Below are 20925 nucleotides of genomic sequence, written 5' to 3'. Positions count from 1 at the left end.
AATGCGGCCAGCCAGATCACGGCCAATAACGACATCACGGTCAATGCCGGGCAAAACGTCAACATGGCCGGTTCCCGGCTGGCCGCGGCCCAGGATTTGAACATGGCCGCGGGCAAGGATATCAACCTCCTCCAAGCCACGGACACGGCCAGCGCCAGCGCTTATGAAAAAACCCTGCGCGCGGGCCTGAGCCTGACCCTGGAACAGAATCTGACCAGCAACGCCCAGCAGGTCTACCAGAATGCCAAGACCGCCGTAGAGGCTAACGGCCTTTTGGATTCGGCGCAGAGCGGCTTCAAGGCCGTCAACGGGGTGGGCCAGACTCTGACCAACTCCAGCGCTTCCGCCAGTCTGACACTGGGTGTGAATGCCAGCCAGAGCAGCAGCGAAAGCCATGCCACTACAGCAGTGCCGACAGAACTTGCCGCCGGACAGGATATGAACCTCACTGCCGGGCAGGACCTGACCATGCAGGGCACCCAGGCCCAGGCGGGCAAGGACATGAACTTGGTCGCCGGGCACGACCTGAACATTCACGCCGCACATTCCTCGCAAAGTTCATCCAGCGACAAGGGCGGTATTAATGCCGGTCTGGGTGTAAGCGCATCAGTAAATAAAAGCGGCTATACGTTGGGCGTTAATGGTTCCCTTGCCCTGAACGGCGAGCAAGGGGACAGCAGCGGGCTCAAGCATGACAATGCCACACTGGTGGCCGGAGAAAAGCTGACCACCGTGTCCGGGCAGGACACTACCGTGGCCGGGGCCAACCTCACCGCCAAAGACGTGGACATGACTGTGGGTCGCGATCTTACTGTGACCAGCCTGAAGGATTCCAGCTCGTCCCATACCAACAGCTACAACGCCGGGGCCAGCGCTACAGTGGGCTACGGGGCCGACGTCAGCGTGACTCAGGGAGCCAACTTGGGCTTTGGCTTCCAGAACAGCAACGGCAAGGCTGTGGGCGAGCAGACTTCCATCCTGGGCAGCGACAGCGTGAATATCTACACGGAAAATAATACGCATGTGGCCGGAGCCATCATTGCCGCTCTCAACGACAATCTCAAACTGGATACCGGCACTCTGAGCTATGAGAATATCGTCAGCAAGACTACGGAAACCAGCATGAGCGCGGGTATCAAATGGGGACAGACATTTAAGCCCGGAGGGACATCATCTGCTCCGATTGATAAGGGGGATAATAATACCTTATCTCAAGGGGGAAAAAATCCTAGTAATTTGCCTAATAATGAGTTGTATCCTGATGCTAAGCCTTGGATGAAAAATTTAGTGGAAACGCAAAAGAACCTGCAAACGTGGTGGAAGGGGTTTAAGGAAGAAAGCTTGCACAATATCTCACCGGACAAGTTTTCTTACAGTTACAAGGAAACGACCCAGACCGCCTACGCGACCATCGGCAAGGGCGAGATCATCGTGCGCGACAATCCCGGCCAATCTTTAGACGGCCTGAATCGTGATCCTTCTCAGGCCATGCAGACTGAACAGACAACTAATGTAAATATCAATCTAAATCCAGCCGTTACCTATGTGGACACCATACTAAACCCGAATAGGACAACCAATGTGTTGAATACCTTGAATGAACTCTCCACAGACCCCGGCGGCTTCTTTAAAAGAATCTTTACGGGTCTGTTCGGCGGCGACAAGAACAAAGGCAAAGATAAAAAGGAAGATGGGGCTTCCCAACCGACTGGAGAGAAGAAACCCACAGCGGCTGAACAAGCCTTGCAGGGGCTAGGTAATGATCCGATGGCTTTTCTCCATGAAGCATTGGGTAATATGTTTGTCACACCTCCGGCCCAAAAGGGCGCTCCTGCAACGCCGACATCTAATGCCGGAAGGTAGGAGACAATATGTACAAAAATATTGCCTTGCTCTGTGTATTTGTACTGCTCTGTGCCTGCGGCCCTTTACCGCAATATAATAAAAGTGGATTATGGGGTAAATATCCAGAAAATTTTGTTGATTCAGATGGTTTTACACTTTGGATGCCCTCAAATATGCATGCCAGACAAGGAATGTATGCATATGTTGTTCAACGATATATAGATGAATGTATGAATGGAGATTATATTGGAGGGAAATATGAACCATCTGGAGACGTTTACAAAATACTCAAAGATGGAACAAAAATATATGCATATTATTATTATTATGACGAAGATACAGATGTTGGAGTTAATGCACTAGCATTCAATTTAACGCCAATGCAGATGAATATTGGATATGATGTTGTGTTCAATATTTATGTAGATAAAGATGAAAAAATTACTAGGTGTAAGTATATGCGAATAAGAAATTGAGTATAATTTCTCTGCACGGATAGGCCTTGCTCGTTTTATAGGGAAGAGATAGTTTTTAGAGAAAAAATAACTTATATAGAATATTATATAAATAACCATGCCACCATCGGCAAGGGGGAGATCATTATACGCAACAACCTCGGCCAGTCATTGGAAGGTTTAAACCGAGATCCGTCCCAAGCTCTCAAGGCCGAGCAGACTGCTAATGTAAACATCGACTGGAAACCGGCTTTTAGTTATATCGACAACTTCCTTAATGGTTGGGGATGGCCTTCTGGTATTACAGGAACTGCTGATTTTTTAGCTGATCCCAAGACATTTTTAAATAAGTTACAGGATAAGCTCGCACAGGGGATTCCTCTATTGAAGCGGCCGAAAAACCAGCAACCCGAAAGCAGCAATCAGCCCACGTCTGCACCACAGACTGCCGCACAGCACTAGGAGAAAGTCATGCGCTATCTGTTTGTTATGGCGATATTATATTGCTTACTTTCCGCCTGCGGTTTCGAAAAATTTGTAGATAAATGTATCAATGAACCTCCCTCCGCTTCATCGCGTCCTGCACGCGATGGCGAGGGGCAAGAAGTTAAAATGTGGGTTCCTAAAGATGGTATGATTCCTCATGCGACTTGGGAAACTCTAGCGAGAGGAGCGGAAAAATTGTGCTCAAATGGGGATTACATAGGGAAAAATATTACGCATGCTCTTTTACCTAGTGAGCGTACTGTATGCAAAACTCTACCTAAGTATGGAAACAAGATATGGGCATATTACTGCTATTATGGTGAAGACATACCAGGATTTAATAAAACTGATTGGTATGAAACTGTATTTAATATTTATGCAGACGCAAATGGGCGTATTTATGGCTGTGCATATGCAAAATATCCGAGAGGGTGGCACTATAAAAATGGTACAACAGATGGCATCATTGTCCAATAACTCGCCTAAATAGTTTTATATTTCCAACTGATAAAAAACATAAAAGCTTGGTACCATTTAGCAATAGGCGGTGCACTGGGTCTCAGGCCTTCTTCCAAGAAAGAGGAGCTTCCTGTTTTAATAGCGTTTAATGACATACCCAGACCGCCAATGTCAACATCGACTGGCAACCTGCCTTCAGCTATGTAAATACGGTCTTGGATGGCTGGGGAGTTCCGTCCATGCTTACCGGCACGTTCAACTTATTTGCTGATCCCAAGACCTTTTTCAATGATCTCCAGGATAGTCTGGCTAAGGGCATTCCATTTTTGAAGCGCCCTGAACCCAAAAAAGAGGGGCCTTCTGCGCCAGCGGCAAGCTCGCCTGCAGTCCCGCCAACGTCGTCCGCTTCTGGCCCGCAAGCCAGTGCGCAACACTAGGAAGTCGCCATGCGCAATATTCTTTTATTGGTGGCGGTCTGTTGCCTGTTTTCGGCTTGTATAGTGAAAGATATGGCCAATAGTATTGGTATAAAACCGTCTCCTAGTACGCCACACGCTCCCGCGCGCGACGGCGAAGGAAAAGAGGTCAAAATATGGGTGCCTAAAAATATGATCCGTCTGTCTGCTTGGCCGTTTCAAGCCAGGGGCGAAGAGGACAGATGCACTCAAGGTTATTACTTAGGTAAAAATGTCGCGGACCTTCTCCCCACTCAGCGCGGAATTTATAAAATTCTTCCCAACTATGGGAACAGAATTTGGGCGTATTATTATGGGGAAGATATTCCTGGTATTGACACAACGGACTGGTATATAACTGTATTCAATATCTATGCAGACAAAAATGGTCGTATTTATGGCTGTGCATGGGCAAAATTCCCAAGCGAATATCGCCTGGAGCACGGTACATCTGACGGTATCCGGCCATGACCGCAAGGCCTCTCTTCACGGAGAGGCCTTGCTCGTTTTATAGGGAGAGATAATTTTCAAGAAATGAAAAACAGATAATTTATATTATTGTCACTGCCTATGTCACTATCGGCAACGGGGAAATCATAGTGCGCGATAATCCCGGCCAGTCCCTGGACGGTCTGAACCGCAACCAGAACAAGGCCACCAGCGAAAACCAGAGTGTCACCAATATGAACTACAAAGCGGCTTTCAGTTATGTAGACGAGGTTATTGGCATGCAGGGCATTCCCTATGCCCTGAAGGATGCCAATGAAATGTGGGAAGACCCTAAAGGCTTTTGGGGGAACCAATGGATTGAGGTTAAAAAGAGTTTTAATGGTCTGACGGACTCCTTCGCCCAGCTCTGGGGCTCCTTGAGCGGCAAGGAAAAGCAACCGGAACAGCCCAACTTAACGCCGCCCGTTGACAATAATCCGCAGCCTTAAGGCAAGGAGGGTTAGTCATGCGTATTTTTAATACTCTTCTGCTTTGCTTTGTTTTGCTTTGTGGCTGTCGCAGTATCGGCCGTGTTACCCAACAAGACTTTACAAAAATTTGGTTTCCTCCAGAAACAAATGATATGGCCGGGGAAAGTTCTATATGGGTACTTGATGAGTGGAAACGCTGTGGAAGTGGTTATTATAAAGGAGTTTCTATTTATAATATGGATAGTAGAAAATTGAAAACGTGCAAAAAAATAGGACATGAAGATACAATATGTGCATACTATTATAGCTATGAAATAGATGATGCATATGGAAATTCACTTCCATATGTTGCTGTATTTAATATTAAGTATAATTCAAACAAAGTTGTTTATGAATGTTCTGGAGAAAGAATGATGGGATATGCATATTAATTATACATAGTTATGTTAAATATTGTTTGATATGTGTTACAAAAAAATATGAATATGGACAATATATTTTCTATATAAATATGAAAAAAAACATTTTTATATTCATATGCTATTGCCTCCTTGCTGGATGTGGTGAGGCAATACAAAGTCAATTCTATGCTGCGCACTTGCCTGCAAGTGTGCAAAAGCAACAAATGCCTTGCGCTCAAATTGATGTGGAGGTAGATCGTTGCCTGAATGAATATTATAATAACATAAAAATAACGGATGAGAAATTTGAAGGAAAAAATCTCTCCTTTCTTGATTTTGAAAATGGAGAGAAGCTATACTATGCGGAATATTATTGCGAATGGGCCATGGCCTTTACTTGTTGTAAAAAATCTCTTGGCTTTAATGTTACAGTGAATGCTCAAGCATGACTCAAAACAGCATTGGAGAAAAAGTTGTTGATTGTTGGCTATGCTCGAAATGGGAATAGGATGGCACTCCTCGCGCCCCAATGAAAGAGCGCATCACCAGCAAATCCTCCACCGTGGCCGCCGGGGGCAATCTCAGCCTGCTGGCCGGGGTCACCGGTTTGACGCCGGGCGCGTCCGCTGCCTCCGGCGCGCCCGCGTCAACCGGCCACGCCTCGATGGTGGGCTCCAACCTGGCCAGCCTCAAGGACCTTACCGTGGCCGCCAGCGGCAACGTCAACGTCTCCTCAGCACAGAACAGTTCCTATTTCAGCCATACCAAGTCCACTGTGGGCGCGCTGGGCCTCAGTTCCTCTTCCAAGAAGGAGGGCAACTCCTCGCTGACCCAGGTGGCCTCCAACCTCGTCGGCCAGAATGTTACCCTGGACGCGGGCAAGAGCGTCAGCCTCACGGCCTCCAACCTGGTGGGCAGCGGCAACATAACGCTGCTGGCCCGTGACGGGGATGTCGCGATTGCAGGCGCGGATAACTTACGAGACTCCTGGCATCAGTCCAAAAGTTCCCGGGGAGGGCTTTTCTTCGGCGGGGGAAGTGTGAATTTTTATGAGGCAAAAGCCAAAAAATCCTCAAACGGCAGCTCCGCCAATGTGGGCTCAACACTCTTGGCCGGTAATGACCTTCATATTGTCTCAAGTCGGGATATCGCCGCGCAGGGCTCTTTGCTCACGGCCGGCAACAATGTCGCCCTTGACGCCGGCAGGGATATTCATTTGCTACCGGGACAAGACACTTCCCACTCGGCCCAGTCCAGCAGTAAATCCAGCGTGGGCATAGGGGGCAGCCTCAGCATCCAAGGCATCAGTGTAAACGCGGGGTACAACTACGCGGGCAAGGGAAGCAATCAATCGCAAACGGAAAACAGGGGCAATCTCCTGTCAGCGGGTAATGACGTGCTGCTCACGGCCAAGCGCGACGTCAATCAGGTGGCTTCCCATCTGGAAGCCGGTAACGACATAAGCGTCATTGCCGGGCGCGACTGGAACATGCTGGCCGCCCCGGATACGCAGAATATGTCGTCCTGGCGCAAGGAAGTGCAGGCCGGTCTGACCATCTCCCTGAAACAGAACGTCACCAGCGCCGCCGATGCCTTTACCCATATCCCGGGGACAACAAGCGACGCCAAGGGCGGAGCCGGGTTTACCGGTATTTCCGCAGCCGGGGCGGGTCTGCAAGCCATGTCCGCCACCATGAGCGCGGCCTTGCAGACGGTGAGCCTGTCCGTGGATTTGGGCATGTCGGAATCCAGCCAGAAAAACTCCATCCGGAGCACCACGGCGGCCCCCTCTTCCGCCACCGCCGGACGGGACATATATGCGCTCACGGGAAATAACATCAACATAGAAGGCGGCAAGATCATTGCCGGGCGCGACGCGGCTCTGACCGCTGCCAACGATGTCAACATTATTGCCGCGCAAAACACCTGGGATCAGAAATTTTCCTCTTCATCCAGTTCGGGAGGCATCGGGGCGAGCATCGGCTTTGGGGCCACGGGCTGGAACGTTTCCGGCTATGCCTCGGCTTATGCGGGCGGCGCGAAAGCCGCTGGCGAAGCCGTAAGTCACACCAACGCGCTGGTCATGGCGGGCAATAATTTATCCGTAAGCACGGGCAATGACGCCAATGTGCAGGGGGCCTTTCTTGCGGCGGAAAACCTCCGCATGGAAGTGGGGAACAACCTGAACGTCGCCAGCCTTCAGGACACGAGTTCCAGCGTGTCTTCCTCCTGGGGCGTGGGCGGCGGCCTCAGTTTTGACATCTCTTCCTTCTTCCCCGGAGAGATCGGCGGCCTGGCCGTCAATTCCGGCAACGGAGCGGATGTCACTGTCAGCGCCGGGTCCGGCACGTTTGACAGCAAATGGGTCCAGGGACAGACGGCCATCATCGGTTCCAAGGAAGTGACGGTCAATACCGGCGGCAATACCGATATCACGGGGGCGGTGATCGCCGCTGACAGCGGCAAGCTGACCCTGAATACCGACTCCCTGACCTATACGGACCTGTTTGACTATGCGCGCGGCGAGCAGTGGAGCGCCAACCTTGGCGGGACCACCAGCCTGACGGGCAGAAAAGATCTCGGTGATGTGACTCTTTCCGGAAATTACGCTTCCGAAAATACGGAGCAAGTGGACAGAGCCACCGTGGGACAGGGCACTGTCATTGTGCGCAGTGACCCGGACGCCACGCTCGACGGCCTGAACCGGGATACGGGCAAAGCGCAGGAAGTGACCGAACATGAGGAAACAGCCTTCAGCGTCTTTGTCAGTTCAAGCATCCTGCGGGAACTGACCAAGGGACATGATGAGGTAGCCGAGAAACACGGTTTTATGGCTAATTTCCTGCCCGGTGCAGGACAGAATGAATCTAATACGGGAATGGAGTATTATAGAACAAAAGACGATTTGGATTTTGACAGAGTGAATGGGGACCGAATACGCAACCCAAATGTCAACTATGGGGCCTCGGACCAAAATCCTTTCCTGAGATTCCTCTATCAATGGGTTCCCGGCATCAAGTCCTTCTCGGAAATCCACGATATGGAAATGAAGGTTGTGGATAACAAATACAAGCCTACAGGCACTACCCCGCCGACTTGGGTTCCCGTGGTTACCATTTTGCCGTCCTTCCTGTACAGCTTTGTACATGCAGGAGGTAGCACTCTTGATATGACAAACTGGAACAAAAATTGGGATACATACATCAGGCATAGTTTTGAAATTCGTCAACTCAAGGAAAGTGGCAGAAAATGATGCGATATATGCTTGCTATTTTTTTATTATTCCTGACTGGTTGTGGTGCTTATGTAAGTGGAACTATGTATCAGACTACATTGGAATATACGCCTGTCAACCTCAAAGGTTGGGAATTGCATACACCAGAAAAACATATGTGGACAGAAAGAAACAAAACGTATTTGCCACAATACTTTTCAGAGGAAGATGCTGGCAGCTTGGGGTGGCCAGCAAGGTTTAATTATTTTTATGCCAAATATGCCGGGGAGCAGGATACACAGCTTGTATTATGGGTACGACTTACTGGGGCCTTTGAGGTTTGGCAAGACATTGCGTCTTATTGGCTTGATAGCGAAAGAGAAGCTCCCCTGCAAAACAATGCAAATTCGTGCAATAAGAAATGTTTTGGCGTTGAAATTTCCACCAATGCAGTAAACATGGATTTTGATACCCATGGTGTCTTCATTATGAAAGGCGATGAAACCATTTCCAGCGAGCTGATTGCGCTCAATAAAGGATTCTTATGTAAAGATACAGCGTACCTAAACCATGATATATATAATTTGGCTGACCCCAAAACCATAGCGCTTATGAAACCAAATGCATCTTCGAGAGTCATAGTAATTTTGCCGTCTGGAGAAGGCATTTCTAAAGAAAAAAATTTTACTTATCCTTCATTTGGTTTTAAATTTCCTTTGAATTGCCGGGATATTGAAAATACTACTCTTGTCATCAGCGGCTTTACCTACAAGGGCAAACCCATACCGCCTCTCAAGGTGCGTCTGAATTACACGGACCTGTCGCAAGTGCCGGGCTACGAAGGTCCACCGGCGACACAACAGGCGCAGTAAAAATGAAAAGAACGTAGAGTCGCCCCCACTAACATTGTCAGCTCTCACGAAGGAGGCTATCCGAACGTATGAAAACAATTCGGATAGCCTCTCTTTCTGTTCGAAGGCAGGAATGAGGCGGGTTCCTGCTGGTCCTCAACTCTCGCCTCTGGCTCCCGCTGTGTGCCCGGCACCTAGTCCTTCTCTGAGATCCCGATATGAAAATAAAAGTTGTGGACGGCAAGTATGCTTCACCCGCTGACGTCCCCAAATGGGTTCCCCCAGCCACAATCTTGCCATCCTTCTTGTACAGCTTTGTTCATGCTGGGGGCAATACTCTGGATGTCACCAATTGGAGCAAGAACTGGGATACCTATATCAAGCATAGTTTTGAAATCCGTCGAATAAATAAAAATGGAGGCAAGTGATGCGCAACACACTTGCTGCTATTATGTTATTGATCTTGGCTGGTTGTGGCCCGTATATGAATGGAACTGACTACCTTCCCACATTAGAATATACACCTGTCAGTTCCAATAGCTGGGGGATATTCATTCCCCCTAAAAATACACAGAGGACAAAATATGATATATCATATTTGCCTCAGTTTTTTCCGGCTGACGATAAAAATGGATTAATATGGGGAGGGTGGTTTAATTACTTCTATGCAAAATATGCCAACGATTCCAACGCACCACTTGCTTTATGGGTACGGTTTCCCCATGTCTTTGGAACATGGAAAACCACAGGAGGTGATTTTTGGGGGAATCGGGTGGAATCAGCACCTACAAATAATGTGGAGTTGTGCAACAAGAAATGTTTTGGCGTTGAAATTTCCACCAATGCCGTGGACATGGATTTTGATACCCGAGGCGTTTTTTTGATGAAAGACACTGAAATAATTCGAGGAGATTTAATTGCACTCAACAAAGGCTTTTTATGTAAGGATCCAGGCCTACTAGATAAAGGAATTTATAATTTATCTGACCCAAAAACTATAGCGCTTATGCAATTCAAGCGTTATCCGAAAGATTCGCTCTCATATCCATCATTTGGATTTAAATTTCCTTTGGATTGCTGGGACATTGAGAATACTGTTCTTGTCATCAGCGGCTTTACCTACAAGGGCAAACCCATACCGCCTCTCAAGGTGCGCCTGAATTACACGGACCTGTCGCAAGTGCCGGGCTACGAAGGTCCACCGGCGACACAACAGGCGCAGTAAAAATGAAAAGAACTTAGAGTCCACCACAGTAAAATTGTCAGTTCTCACGAAGGAGGCTATTCGAACGTATGAAAACAATTCGGATAGCCTCTTTTCTGTTCGAAAGCGGGAATGAGGGGGGGCAGCACCCTTGATGTCACCAACTGGAGCAAGAACTAGGATACTTATATTAAAAGAAGTTACGAAGTTAGTCAGCTTAAGGAGAACGATATAAAATGATGCGATATATACTTTCTATGTTTTTGTTATTATTGATGGGTTGTGGAAATTATATGACTGGGACTGACTATTTTGCCTCATTGGAATATATGCCTGTCAAACCCTATGAATGGGAATTGTCTACTCCCCCAAAAGGTATATGGAGGTCAGAACATTACTATAAATCTTATCTGCCTCAATATTTTCCGGACAATGATAAACTTGGCCTGCAGTGGGGAGCAAAATTTAATTATTTTTATGCTCAATATTCCGGTTCTAATGTGTCGTTGGCCCTATGGGTACGGTTCCCTCTTGTTCTTGGGGCATGGAAGATGACAGGAGCAGATTTTTTTGGAAACCGAGTGGAATCAGCACCCACAAACAAGGCTGAATTGTGCAAAAAGAAATGTTTTGGCGTTGAAATTTCCACCAATGCCGTGGATGTGGATTTTAATACCCGAGGTATTTTTTTGATGAAAGGCACTGAAATAATTCGAGGAGATTTAATTGCACTCAACAAAGGTTTTTTATGTAAGGATCCAGGCCTACTAAATCAAAAAATTTATAATTTATCTGACCCAAAAACTATAGCGCTTATGCAATTCAAGCGTTATCCGAAAGATGCGCTTTCATATCCATCATTTGGATTTAAATTTCCTTTGGATTGCTGGGACATTGAGAATACTGTTCTTGTCATCAGCGGCTTTACCTACAAGGGCAAACCCATACCGCCTCTCAAGGTGCGTCTGAACTACACGGGCCTGTCGCAAGTGCCGGGCTACGAAGGTCCACCGGCGACACAACAGGCGCAGTAAGAATGAGCAAAACTTAGAGTCGGCCTCAGTAATATTGTCAGTTCTCACGAAGAAGGCTATCCGAACGTATGAAAACAATTCGGATAGCCTCTTTTTCTGTTCGAAAATGGAAAGGTAATTTGTGCAACATATTGCAATAGTAATAGCATGTATTTTCTTTTGTTATGGCTGCGATTCCGCGCCAGGAATCTTTACTAGCCAATAGAAGCGGAAATGATAAACTCATTTATATAACAGGAGGAAATTATAATCTGCTTAAGGATGGTTATGATATAACTTATAGACCACTGCGCTCATCATTTTTTAACGATGAAAAATTTTATATAGGATATGCCATAAATGATTTATTGTTACCTGTAAGGAATAGCTTGGTTTCCTCCACCGTGCCCGCCGGGGGCAATCTCAGCCCGCTGGCCGGGGTTCCGGCCTGACGCCGGACACGCCCATCCTCCCCTAAAACGCCTTCCGACCGAACACGCTGCCCCACGAGGAACCGCGCTCACGCGCGGCGGCCGGGTCCACCCAGGCCAGCACCACCCGGCCCATATCCCAGGCCAGAGAGCGCGCAATAAGCCCCGACGGGTCCGCCGGATTGCGTTCCTTGATGGAAAAGAGATAAAAATCGTGCACCTGGCGGGCTTCCATCATGCCGCCCTGGGCCAGTGACCAGAGCTGTGTGCCGGTCTTCACGTCATACACTTCAATCGCCAGGGACAGGGAGCTGTCGCCGCCGCTGCCGCCGTCCATATAGTGATTGATATAGCCGCCCACCAGAAGTTCCGCGCCGCGCTGCCGGGCCAGGGCCAAAGCGCGCGAGCGTTCAAAGGGACCGGCTTCGGGCGCGTATTCCAGGGCCTCGAAGGCATTGAGCGAAAGCCAGATCTGCCAGACCTGGCGCGAAAGCATGTCGCTGAAGGTCACGGCATTGGTAACCTGCTGCACGGCGCGCAGGGGCACGAAAAGCGCGCGCGGGCGGTGCCCGGCCGGGCCGAGTGGGGACACATAGACGGCGGGCGGCTGACGGCGCACGAAATTGTCGATCTGGATCTGGAAAGGCGTGCTGAAATCTCCGGCCAGGGAGATGGAGGAACGGCTGTCGTCCGGGGTGCTGGCGCAACCGGCGGCAAAAGCCAGAACCAGGGCCAGGACCGGAAGCAGGCCCGGCAGCCAGGGGCATACGCGCCGCGGCAACGATTTCATTGCGGTTTCTCCGAGGCTAGGCGCGCCTTCTGAATGGAGGCGAGCAATTTTTCCCGCGCGTCGCGCAGGTTGTCGTACAGGACAAGGCGTCTGTCGGCCGACAGGCGGCAGAAATCCGCCGTGCGGGTCATGTCGGCAAGGTGCGCCATGGCCTGCGCCAGTTCCGCCAGTTGGCGCGCCTCCGGTCCGGCCAGGGGGACGCTTCTTCCGGCAAGTTCCGCCAGATGCCCCAGCTCCTCGGCCTGGGCACGGATGCCCTCGGGCCGGATCGCCGCGCCATATTTCCGACGTTTGCGAAATTCATGCCAGAGAAAGTGGATTCGTCGCCACAACCGGGCCATGCCCATTGCCTCAGGATTGGACCGCGTACAGCAGTTGAAGAATCATGGGCCCCATCACCATGCAGACTGGCACAAAACCCAGCAGGGTCTGCGGCCAGTTCAGACGCAGGGCCGCGCGGCAGCCCACGGCCATGCAGGCGAGGCCCCAGACCATGCCCGCCAGGGAGCCCAGCGCCGGAATGACGCAGAGCAGCGCCGGGGCCGAACTGTAGACCATGACCTGGAAAACCAGGGGAAAGCTGGCCCGGTCCGGCGCCACGAAACGGTAGGCCAGATGGGTCAGGCCGCTGAAAACATAGAGTTGCAGAACCAGCATGGCCGTGCGCAGCAGCAGGGTCATAGCCAGATTGCTCTGTGGGGCCAGGAGAGCCAGCATTTTTTCCAGCTGCGGGTCCGTGGCCGCGCTGGGGGCCATGATCGCCAGCAGTATGCCGCCCCAGAAACGCTCCACCACCGTCTGCACCACGCAGATAATAAGGTAGAAGCACAGGGCCCGCAGTTGCGGCGCTTCCGGGTTGAGCGAGCCGAAAAAGCGCGGCGCGGCGAACATGACCCGCATGACCGTCTGATAAAAGGAAGCCAGCCAGCCGTCATGCCCGGGTGCCGTTTCCCAGGGATTGGCCTCATAGTCATGCTCCGCATGGGGGTCCGCATCCTGCTCCGACTCCCGCAGGCGGGCGGCCTCACGGGCATAGGCCCGGCTGGCCGTCCGGCGGATGTCCTCTTCCTCCTCCTGTTCCGGCGCGGCATCCGGGCGGTCGGCGAATGCGCCGCCGTCTTCGCTTCGCGGCTCCCGGCGCTTGCCCTCCGCTTCGCTCGCGGCGTGCTCCGGCTCTTCTTCCCGTACTTGGCGGCCCGGCACAATGGCGCCGGGCGGCAGGGGATCATCCTGCCCTGCCGAGCCCGCCGCGGCCCCGTCGCGCGGCGCGGGCGCGTCAAGGGTTTCCAGCACCCCGTCCTCGGGCGAAAAGCGGAAGCGGCAGGCGCATTTGGGACAGGTGGCAATGACAGCGCGCGCGGGCAGGCGGTCGGCGGGCAGTTCTCGGCTGAAGCCGCACTGCGGGCAGGTAATATTCACTACTGGCTCCTCTCGTGCCGCCCGGACTCCAATGGACGGCGGCACATCTCAATAGAGCATTTAACGCTTGGAAATGCTCCAGACGCTTGAAGACCGGAAAGCGCGCTTCCCGGAGGCCGCCACGCGGCCGAATGTACCTTCTCTATTAGCCGCAGGCAGGCGCGCTGGCAAGTCCGCCACGGACGCGCCCGAAGCCGGTCGATCCGGCCATGGCCGCTTTCGGCACGGCAGAGCCAAAAAAATTCCTCGGTCCGCATTTTCGCCTTGACAAGTTTTTGGGAATGCGGGTAAGCAGAACTATAGTCAACTAGTCATATATATGAATTTATCCGACCACGCGTATTCCAATAAGCGCCGCGCACAAGGAAGCCGTATGCAATACCATGAGCCATCCCTCCAATCCCGGCACAATCCCGACAATCACCTGCCCGCCTATGCCAGAATCAGCCAGAGCCTGCGCCGCCAGATAGAAAGCAAAGCCTGGCAGCCGGGCGACCTGATCCCCACGGAAAGCCGGTTATCCAAAGAGTACGGCGTCAGCATCGGCACCGTGCGCAAAGCATTGCAGGAGTTGGTCATTGCCGGTTTTCTCCACCGGGTGCAGGGTAAGGGCACCTATGTGGCGGGCAGCTTCATCCGCAGCAAAGACCACCGTTTTTACCGCACCCACGCCGCCTTCGGTGAGCCTGACCCGGAACGGCGCTTCACTTTTCTGCGCTCTTCCACGGAACCGGGGCAGGACTTCATCTGCCGCTATCTGCAACTGGCGGAAGGCACGCCCCTGCTCAAGCTGGAACGGCTCATTTCCATTGACGACCGGCCCTTTGTGCTGGTGCATTCCTATTTCGAGGCCGCGCGCTTTCCGGAACTGGCGCGCACGGACCCGCGCCGCTTTGAAAGCGAGGCCCTGACCCTGATCATTGAAGAGGATTACGGCACGCCCACCATGTCGGCCAGTGAATTGTGCTGCGCCGCCACCGCCTTGCCGGAAGTGGCCGCTGTGCTGCAACTGCCTGAAAACTCCCCTGTTCTTTTTCTTGAAATGCTTTCCTGCTCCTACAACGAGATACCCTATGAATACCGGCAGAGTTTCTGCGTCCCCGGCAGAAAGCTCTCCCGCTCCTACTGAAATTTCACGCCTGTACCGCCGTAACAGGCGTGGAGGCCGCAGCGCAGAAAATGCGATTTTGCGCTCCCCCCGCCGCCGCTGGCGGCGCGCCACGGCCCAACCCGCAGGGAGGATACAGCATGCAGCCTCAGGACTTGGGAAAACGGCTTTTTACATTTGCCGTTATTGCTGATTCACATCTCAATCAGGATGAATTGGACTGCAATTCGCCCTTCCCGGTCAACAAGCTGGCCAACAGGCGCATGCGCCATGTGGTCCGCGATCTGAACCGGCGGGATGTGGCCTTTGTGGTCCATCTGGGCGACCTGATCCACCCGGTTCCCGCCGTCAAGGAGCTGTATGCCGGGGCGGCCGCGCGTTTTCACGCCCAGGTCAGGGAACTGAACGCCCCCCTCCACCTCACCCCCGGCAACCACGACATCGGCGACAAACCCATGCCCTGGGCCCCGGCGGGCTCCATTACGGAAGACTATATCCGGCTCTGGCGGGAGACTTTCGGCGACGACTATTATTCCTTTGACCACAACGGCATCCATATGATGGTCATCAACGCGCAGTTGATGAACAGCGGCCTGCCCGCCGAAGCGGAGCAGAAACGCTGGCTGGAGGACGACCTTCTTGCCCACGCCGGACAACGGATTTTCATCTGCACCCATTATCCGCCCTTTCTCTGCGAAACGGACGAGGCCGAGCATTACGACAATATCGCGGAGCCGGAGCGCGGCCGGCTGCTTGAGCTGATGGCCCGTTGCGGCGTGGAAGGCCTGTTCGCCGGGCACGTCCATAATTTCTGGTACCTGAACGAAGGCGCCACCAGGCATTATCTCCTGCCCTCCACTTCCTTTGTGCGCCAGGACTACAGCGAAATGTTCAAGGCCCCGCCCGCCCTGGAGGAAACAGAAGCCGGGCGCAATGACGCGGCCAAGCTGGGCTATTTTCTGGTGCACGTGCACGAGCGCGGGCACCTCTGTGAAATGGTCCGGACCTACGGCGCGTGCGTGGCCCCGGACGACCCGCTGGAAACGCCTCCCATGAGCGTGACTCCGGTCGCGCCCGCCCGCAACCGTTACGCGGCCCTGGGCTTTGATCTGCGCCAGAGCTGGGCCGAAGCCGTGGGCATCCCCCCCAGCGGCGCTCTGGATGAATTCGACAGAAAGCAGGTCCGCAACGACTACCCCCTGCTGGCGCTCTGGGAAATGGGCGTGCGCCATCTGCGCATCCCCCTCCAGGACCTGCGCGACGCCGAGGCCCGGCGGCGCATACGCGGCCTCCTGCCGCTGGGGCAGACCTTCACCCTCTATTCCTACGGCCTGCCCACGCCGCGCGACGCAAAGCTCATTCAGGACAACGCCGCCCTGCTCTCCGGCTGGGAAATCAGCTTCCGTGAGCGGGAACTGGCGCGGCTTGCCGCCGGGCTACGCGAATTGCGACGCGAACTGAAGCTGCCCATCCTGCTCAGCCGGATGTGGGAGCATGAGGACAACCGCGCGCCTGACGGCCGCTATTTTCACGTCATGAACCACGGATTCACTGCGGGAGACGCGGGCAGAATCGCCCGCTTGGCCGCGCTCCGGGGGCTGGAAGGCATCGGGCTGGTATTCCGGGCCATGAGCCACGACGACCTCCCCACCCTCACGGCCTTTGCCCACAAAACCTGTGCCGCGCGCGGCCTGCCCGCCTCCCTGCATCTGCGCCTGACCGGCTTCAATCCGGCCGGGGCAATGCGCGACGACACATGGGCGGCGCAGCGCACGGCCGAGGCCCTGTTCTGCGCCGCGGGCACGGGCGTCACGGTTTTTGCCGACGCCCTTACGGATATCGACCGGGGCTATTTCGTCCGCAACGGCGTGCTGGACCAGACCTGCAATCCCCGGCGGGCCGCCAGGGTCATCGGCCATCTGCACGCCGCGCTCAACGAAGGCCGGGGAGACATCGGCCCTGTGGAGGAAATGGAAGCCAAGGGCCGCTGGCTCCGGACCCGCCAAAACGGCGAGAGCATCGCCCTGTACATGGCCGGTCCCGACGCCGTGGGCGCGCCCCTGTCCATCCCGCCGGAACTCTTCACCTCCACGGCGGCGGTGACGGCGGTGGATCTGGACAGCGGCTTCAAATTCCCGGCCGAAGAACTCCGCCCCGTGTCCGAGGGCCTGTATTTTTTGCGGGGGCGTTAACCCGTTCTCAATGTGCACGGAAGCCATCCCCGGAATGAACCGACAGAATGAACCCGGGGGTGGATCAGAATAAAACCAGCCGTAAAGGAGAACCGTCATGTCGCACCGATTCACACGCATTCTGGCTTTAACCCTGCTGGCTCTCTGTTTCACGGGCACGGCCCATGCCGAATACCCCAAGGGCCCCATTTCCATCATCTGCCCCTTCGGCGCGGGCGGCGCGGGCGATCTGGCGGCCCGCATTCTGGCCAACGCCGTCAAGAACGACTTCGCCAAGCCCGTGGTCGTGGTCAACAAACCCGGCGCGGCCGGTGTGCTGGGCACCACAGTGGCCTTCCGCAGCAAGCCCGACGGGCAGACCCTGCTCATCGGGCGCGTTGCCAACGCCGCCATCATCCCGGCGCTGAACAAGACCATTCAGTACAAGTGGGACAGTTTTGTCTTTCTGGGCCTGCTGGACCTCAATCCCCTGGTGGTCGTGGTTCACAAGGATTCGCCCTACAAGACGCTGCGGGACCTGGCCGACGCCGTCAAGGCCAATCCCGGCAAGCTGACCTTCAGCACGGCCGGAGCCCTGAACATTCAGGAAATCGCCTCCTATATGCTGCTGCACGCCGTGGGCCTGGGCAAGGACGGCGCGGTGAGCGTGCCCTTCCAGAGCGACGCGGCGGGCAAGAACGCCATTCTGGGCGGGCATGTGGACTTCGGGGCCATCAACCTGGCGGCGGCCTTTGACCAGCTCGGCGAAGGCGGCAAGCTGCGTGCCCTGGCCGTGACCACGGCCAAGCGCCTGCCCAAGTATCCGGATATTCCCACCGTGCGCGAGGCCGGTTTCCCTGAACTGGAAAACATTCTGGGCTGGAACGCCCTGTACGGCATCAAGGGCATGCCCCAGGAGGCCGTGGACAAGTGGGTACAGGCCCTGCAGGCCGTCAAGACCAACAAGGAGTGGCTGGAACCCACGGAAAACATGGGAGCCATCCCCGATATCCTGTCCCCGGCCGAAACCGAAGCCTTTGTGCGGGCCCAGGTGCGGAAGTTCGAACAACTGGGGCAGGCCCTGGGCCTGGTCATTCGGTAACATAGCTTTCACGGCAGGAAATTTCCGGCCTGACCTCTTCCGACATATTCCGGACGCCGTGCGGGGAGGAGCCCCTCCCCGCCTGCACATTATTTTGAGTTTGAAATGTGTAACATTTCAAACTCTACGCCGCCCGCATGCTGCGGAAAAACGCGGTTTTTCCTTGCAGTTGGGCGCGGGTGTCCGCTCACGCGGTCACTAGAGCAATTCACTTATTTCATACGCGAATTGCTCTTAAGGAGGCCATATGCACGCGACAGTACGGCAAGATCTGATCCTGGGGCTGACGCTCACGGCATTTTTCTGCATGGTCTATTTCGTACTTATCCCTCTGGGCATCGAGGTTCCCCATTCCCATGACCCCGGCCAGCTTTCCCCGGCGGCCTATCCTTCCTGGATCGCCCTGGCGGGACTGGGCGCCTCGCTGCTGCTCACGGCCAACACGATCCTGAAGCATTTACGGCTGCGCTGCGCCGCGCCGCCCGCAAGCCTGGACAAAGCCGGGCCCCGGAGTTGGGGCGCATTGATGCACACCCTTCTGGCCTTCGGGCTGCTCTTTCTCTTTTACTTCTTCATTGACGACGTGGGCATGGTGCTGGGCAGTTTTATTCTGTACGCGGCCTTTGCCCGGCTCTGCGGCGAACGCAACTGGCTGCGCCTGCTGCTGACGGACTGCATCCTTACCGCCGCGCTTTACGTCTTTTTCGTCCGCATCGCCGCCGTGCCCGTTCCTTTGGGCATTCTGCAATCCTTCCTCTGAAAACCGGCGCACCCCGCTCCGGCACGGTGTACTGTCACAAAGGTTCCATCGCTCCGCGCTGAATTCAGTATACTCCGCGCCGCAAAACAGCATACGGCACACGACAACCATCAGTGTAAACAGCTTTAGGGACTGCTTCCAAATTGCGGACTTTTGTCTTTCCAGCGAGGAAAACAGGCTTTTTACAAAAAAAATGTATTCCCAATGGCACTCGCTTCAACCGTTGCACCGAAATTGGAAGGCAAAAGAACCGATTCAGCAACAGTACCCAGGAGACGCCCATGCTTGAAGCACTGCAACAAGGACTGCACCTCATCGCCTCCGTGGAAAACATCCTCGCCCTGTTCGGCGGCATGCTCGGCGGCGTGATCATCGGAGCCCTGCCCGGACTGACCGGGGCCATGGCCGTGACTCTGGCCCTGCCCTTCACCTTTTACATGCCTCCCATCACCTCCCTGATGCTTTTGCTGGGCATCTACAAGGGCTCCATGTACGGAGGCTCCATTTCCGCCATCCTGATCCGCACGCCGGGCACGGCGGCCGCCGCCTGCACCGTGCTGGACGGCTATCCCCTGGCCCGGCAGGGCAAGGCGGGACAGGCCCTGTACATGGCCCTGTACTCCTCCTGCTTCGCGGACATGGTGTCCAATCTGGCCCTGATTTTCTGCACCGGCATGATCGCCGGCTTCGCCCTGCGCTTCGGACCGGCGGAATTCTTTTCCCTGATCTGCTTTTCCCTGACCATTGTGGCCGGGCTGTCCGGCGCGTCCCTGCTCAAGGGGCTCATCTCGGCCTGTTTCGGCCTGCTGCTGGCCAGCGTGGGCATGGACATCGTCTTCGGCACCGGCCGGATGACCTTCAACGACGTGAATCTGATGGCGGGCTTCAGCTTCATTCCCCTGCTCATCGGCCTGTTCGCCATCCCCGAAATCATCAAGGCCACCTCGCCGACCCCGCCGCCCGCCATCCAGGCGGACATGGGGCACAGCCGCCTGACCTGGGCGGATTTCAAACGCTGCTTCACCTCCATTTTCCGGGGCAGCCTCATCGGCGTGGTCATGGGGGCCATTCCCGGCATCGGCGGCGCGCCCGCAGCCTATCTCTCCTACAGCGAGGCCCGCCGCTACTCCAAACGCGCGGCCAATTTCGGCAAGGGCGAACTGGAAGGCATCGCCGCCGCCGAGGCCGGAAACAACGGGGTCTGCGGAGCCACCCTGATTCCCCTGCTCTCTCTGGGCGTGCCCGGCGACATCGTCACGGCCGTGATGCTCGGCGCGTTCATGATGCACAACATCACGCCCGGTCCTCTGCTCTTCGAAGAAAATCTGCCCCTGGTGTACGCGCTCTACTTCGGCATCATCCTGAGTTCGCTCTTTCTGCTGATCTCCGGCTTTTTCTGCCTGCGCGGCGCCGACAAGATCACCAGAGCGCCCCGGATGGTCCTGTTTCCGGCCATCCTCTGCATCTGCCTGTTCGGCGCGTTCTCCATCAACAACAACGCCTTCGACATCCTGGTACTGCTCTGCATGGGCCTGGTGAGCATGTACATGGGCAGAAACCACATCGCGGAAGCGCCCTTTCTGGTGGCCTTCATCCTCGGCCCGCTCTTTGAGGACAATCTGCGCCGCTCCCTGCTCATTTCCCACGGCGATGTGGGCATTCTCTGGAGCACGCCCATCTGCTGGTTCTTCATCGCCCTGACCGCGCTCTCCCTGTTCATCACCCTGCGCAAGGAATGGCTGGAACGGAAAAAGAGCCCGGCCCCCGTCGAACCGCCCAATGAGGAGTAAACGAGGACAAAGCCCGCTTGACAGCTCCGAGGGCCATGGATACATTCTTCT

19 protein-coding genes are annotated in these 20925 nt (G+C 54.4%); 16 read left to right on the top strand and 3 right to left on the bottom strand.

All coding sequences use genetic code 11. The features are described 5' to 3' along the window. The 11 genes from HMPREF1022_RS17390 to HMPREF1022_RS17370 all read left to right on the top strand — a co-directional run. Positions 1-1863 (top strand): hemagglutinin repeat-containing protein (locus tag HMPREF1022_RS17390; protein WP_009302986.1); only part of this gene is annotated, 1863 nt, incomplete at its 5' end. 8 nt (positions 1864-1871) lie between these two features. Then, positions 1872-2321 carry a hypothetical protein gene (locus tag HMPREF1022_RS18155; RefSeq protein ID WP_156802920.1) on the top strand — a complete coding sequence of 150 codons (450 nt, stop codon included), beginning with the start codon at positions 1872-1874 and terminating at the stop codon, positions 2319-2321. Between the two features lie 450 nt (positions 2322-2771). Next, positions 2772-3263 (top strand): hypothetical protein, encoded by a 492-nt coding sequence (locus HMPREF1022_RS18150; protein WP_156802919.1) that lies wholly within the window; start codon positions 2772-2774, stop codon positions 3261-3263. A 428-nt stretch (positions 3264-3691) separates the two neighbouring features. Further along, complete coding sequence (locus HMPREF1022_RS18145; protein WP_156802918.1) at positions 3692-4171, top strand: hypothetical protein; 480 nt, start codon at positions 3692-3694, stop codon at positions 4169-4171. A gap of 128 nt (positions 4172-4299) precedes the next feature. Beyond that, on the top strand, positions 4300-4638 hold the full coding sequence (locus tag HMPREF1022_RS09770; protein WP_009302983.1) for a hypothetical protein: 339 nt from the start codon (positions 4300-4302) through the stop codon (positions 4636-4638). A gap of 17 nt (positions 4639-4655) precedes the next feature. Next, positions 4656-5051, top strand: a complete 396-nt coding sequence (locus HMPREF1022_RS18140; protein ID WP_156802917.1) for a hypothetical protein — start codon at positions 4656-4658, stop codon at positions 5049-5051. A gap of 80 nt (positions 5052-5131) precedes the next feature. Then, complete coding sequence (locus tag HMPREF1022_RS18135; RefSeq protein WP_156802916.1) at positions 5132-5470, top strand: hypothetical protein; 339 nt, start codon at positions 5132-5134, stop codon at positions 5468-5470. 80 nt (positions 5471-5550) lie between these two features. Further along, on the top strand, positions 5551-8274 hold the full coding sequence (locus HMPREF1022_RS09765) for a hemagglutinin repeat-containing protein (RefSeq protein WP_009302981.1): 2724 nt from the start codon (positions 5551-5553) through the stop codon (positions 8272-8274). A gap of 8 nt (positions 8275-8282) precedes the next feature. Continuing rightward, on the top strand, positions 8283-9107 hold the full coding sequence (locus HMPREF1022_RS09760) for a hypothetical protein (RefSeq protein ID WP_232221586.1): 825 nt from the start codon (positions 8283-8285) through the stop codon (positions 9105-9107). A gap of 406 nt (positions 9108-9513) precedes the next feature. Next, on the top strand, positions 9514-10311 hold the full coding sequence (locus HMPREF1022_RS17375) for a hypothetical protein (RefSeq protein ID WP_009302978.1): 798 nt from the start codon (positions 9514-9516) through the stop codon (positions 10309-10311). 272 nt (positions 10312-10583) lie between these two features. Then, positions 10584-11324 carry a hypothetical protein gene (locus HMPREF1022_RS17370; RefSeq protein ID WP_156802915.1) on the top strand — a complete coding sequence of 247 codons (741 nt, stop codon included), beginning with the start codon at positions 10584-10586 and terminating at the stop codon, positions 11322-11324. A gap of 453 nt (positions 11325-11777) precedes the next feature. Here HMPREF1022_RS17370 and HMPREF1022_RS09755 read toward each other — a convergent pair whose 3' ends face one another. Genes HMPREF1022_RS09755 through HMPREF1022_RS09745 form a run of 3 tightly spaced genes read right to left on the bottom strand, consistent with a single transcriptional unit; the run spans position 11778 to position 13943 of the window. Beyond that, positions 11778-12524, bottom strand: a complete 747-nt coding sequence (locus HMPREF1022_RS09755; RefSeq protein WP_009302976.1) for a hypothetical protein — start codon at positions 12522-12524, stop codon at positions 11778-11780. Then, positions 12521-12865 carry a hypothetical protein gene (locus HMPREF1022_RS09750; protein WP_009302975.1) on the bottom strand — a complete coding sequence of 115 codons (345 nt, stop codon included), beginning with the start codon at positions 12863-12865 and terminating at the stop codon, positions 12521-12523. Before HMPREF1022_RS09750 ends, HMPREF1022_RS09755 begins: the two co-directional genes overlap by 4 nt. 10 nt (positions 12866-12875) lie before the next feature. Then, a complete protein-coding gene (locus HMPREF1022_RS09745; RefSeq protein WP_009302973.1) occupies positions 12876-13943 on the bottom strand; it encodes a zinc-ribbon domain-containing protein in 1068 nt (355 codons plus the stop codon). Positions 13944-14316: 373 nt separating this feature from the next. Between HMPREF1022_RS09745 and HMPREF1022_RS09740 the strand changes: the two genes are divergently transcribed. The 5 genes from HMPREF1022_RS09740 to HMPREF1022_RS09720 all read left to right on the top strand — a co-directional run bounded on the left by HMPREF1022_RS09740 (position 14317) and on the right by HMPREF1022_RS09720 (position 20874). Then, complete coding sequence (locus tag HMPREF1022_RS09740) at positions 14317-15072, top strand: GntR family transcriptional regulator (protein WP_008681721.1); 756 nt, start codon at positions 14317-14319, stop codon at positions 15070-15072. A gap of 119 nt (positions 15073-15191) precedes the next feature. After that, entirely contained in the window at positions 15192-17243 is a 2052-nt protein-coding gene (locus HMPREF1022_RS09735) for a metallophosphoesterase (protein ID WP_009302972.1), read from the top strand. Positions 17244-17340: 97 nt separating this feature from the next. Next, positions 17341-18324, top strand: coding sequence for a Bug family tripartite tricarboxylate transporter substrate binding protein (locus tag HMPREF1022_RS09730; protein ID WP_008681725.1), 984 nt, complete (start codon positions 17341-17343; stop codon positions 18322-18324). Positions 18325-18571: 247 nt separating this feature from the next. Then, positions 18572-19084 carry a tripartite tricarboxylate transporter TctB family protein gene (locus HMPREF1022_RS09725; protein ID WP_009302969.1) on the top strand — a complete coding sequence of 171 codons (513 nt, stop codon included), beginning with the start codon at positions 18572-18574 and terminating at the stop codon, positions 19082-19084. A 281-nt stretch (positions 19085-19365) separates the two neighbouring features. Beyond that, positions 19366-20874, top strand: coding sequence for a tripartite tricarboxylate transporter permease (locus HMPREF1022_RS09720; protein ID WP_009302967.1), 1509 nt, complete (start codon positions 19366-19368; stop codon positions 20872-20874). Positions 20875-20925 lie beyond the last annotated feature (51 nt).

The organism is Desulfovibrio sp. 6_1_46AFAA (genome assembly GCF_000224635.1).
Lineage (GTDB): Bacteria > Desulfobacterota > Desulfovibrionia > Desulfovibrionales > Desulfovibrionaceae > Desulfovibrio > Desulfovibrio fairfieldensis.
Note: the sequence above shows the minus strand (reverse complement) of the source record. Positions and strands in the feature narration are given on the sequence as shown.

Bases quoted from the DNA above. Each gene is read 5' to 3' on its own strand.
- HMPREF1022_RS18155 (WP_156802920.1), top strand. From the start codon at position 1,872: ATGTACAAAAATATTGCCTTGCTCTGTGTATTTGTACTGCTCTGTGCC.
- HMPREF1022_RS18150 (WP_156802919.1), top strand. From the start codon at position 2,772: ATGCGCTATCTGTTTGTTATGGCGATATTATATTGCTTACTTTCCGCC.
- HMPREF1022_RS18145 (WP_156802918.1), top strand. From the start codon at position 3,692: ATGCGCAATATTCTTTTATTGGTGGCGGTCTGTTGCCTGTTTTCGGCT.
- HMPREF1022_RS18140 (WP_156802917.1), top strand. From the start codon at position 4,656: ATGCGTATTTTTAATACTCTTCTGCTTTGCTTTGTTTTGCTTTGTGGC.
- HMPREF1022_RS18135 (WP_156802916.1), top strand. From the start codon at position 5,132: ATGAAAAAAAACATTTTTATATTCATATGCTATTGCCTCCTTGCTGGA.
- HMPREF1022_RS09765 (WP_009302981.1), top strand. From the start codon at position 5,551: ATGAAAGAGCGCATCACCAGCAAATCCTCCACCGTGGCCGCCGGGGGC.
- HMPREF1022_RS09760 (WP_232221586.1), top strand. From the start codon at position 8,283: ATGCTTGCTATTTTTTTATTATTCCTGACTGGTTGTGGTGCTTATGTA.
- HMPREF1022_RS17375 (WP_009302978.1), top strand. From the start codon at position 9,514: ATGCGCAACACACTTGCTGCTATTATGTTATTGATCTTGGCTGGTTGT.
- HMPREF1022_RS17370 (WP_156802915.1), top strand. From the start codon at position 10,584: ATGACTGGGACTGACTATTTTGCCTCATTGGAATATATGCCTGTCAAA.
- HMPREF1022_RS09755 (WP_009302976.1), bottom strand. From the start codon at position 12,524: ATGAAATCGTTGCCGCGGCGCGTATGCCCCTGGCTGCCGGGCCTGCTT.
- HMPREF1022_RS09750 (WP_009302975.1), bottom strand. From the start codon at position 12,865: ATGGCCCGGTTGTGGCGACGAATCCACTTTCTCTGGCATGAATTTCGC.
- HMPREF1022_RS09740 (WP_008681721.1), top strand. From the start codon at position 14,317: ATGCAATACCATGAGCCATCCCTCCAATCCCGGCACAATCCCGACAAT.
- HMPREF1022_RS09735 (WP_009302972.1), top strand. From the start codon at position 15,192: ATGCAGCCTCAGGACTTGGGAAAACGGCTTTTTACATTTGCCGTTATT.
- HMPREF1022_RS09730 (WP_008681725.1), top strand. From the start codon at position 17,341: ATGTCGCACCGATTCACACGCATTCTGGCTTTAACCCTGCTGGCTCTC.
- HMPREF1022_RS09725 (WP_009302969.1), top strand. From the start codon at position 18,572: ATGCACGCGACAGTACGGCAAGATCTGATCCTGGGGCTGACGCTCACG.
- HMPREF1022_RS09720 (WP_009302967.1), top strand. From the start codon at position 19,366: ATGCTTGAAGCACTGCAACAAGGACTGCACCTCATCGCCTCCGTGGAA.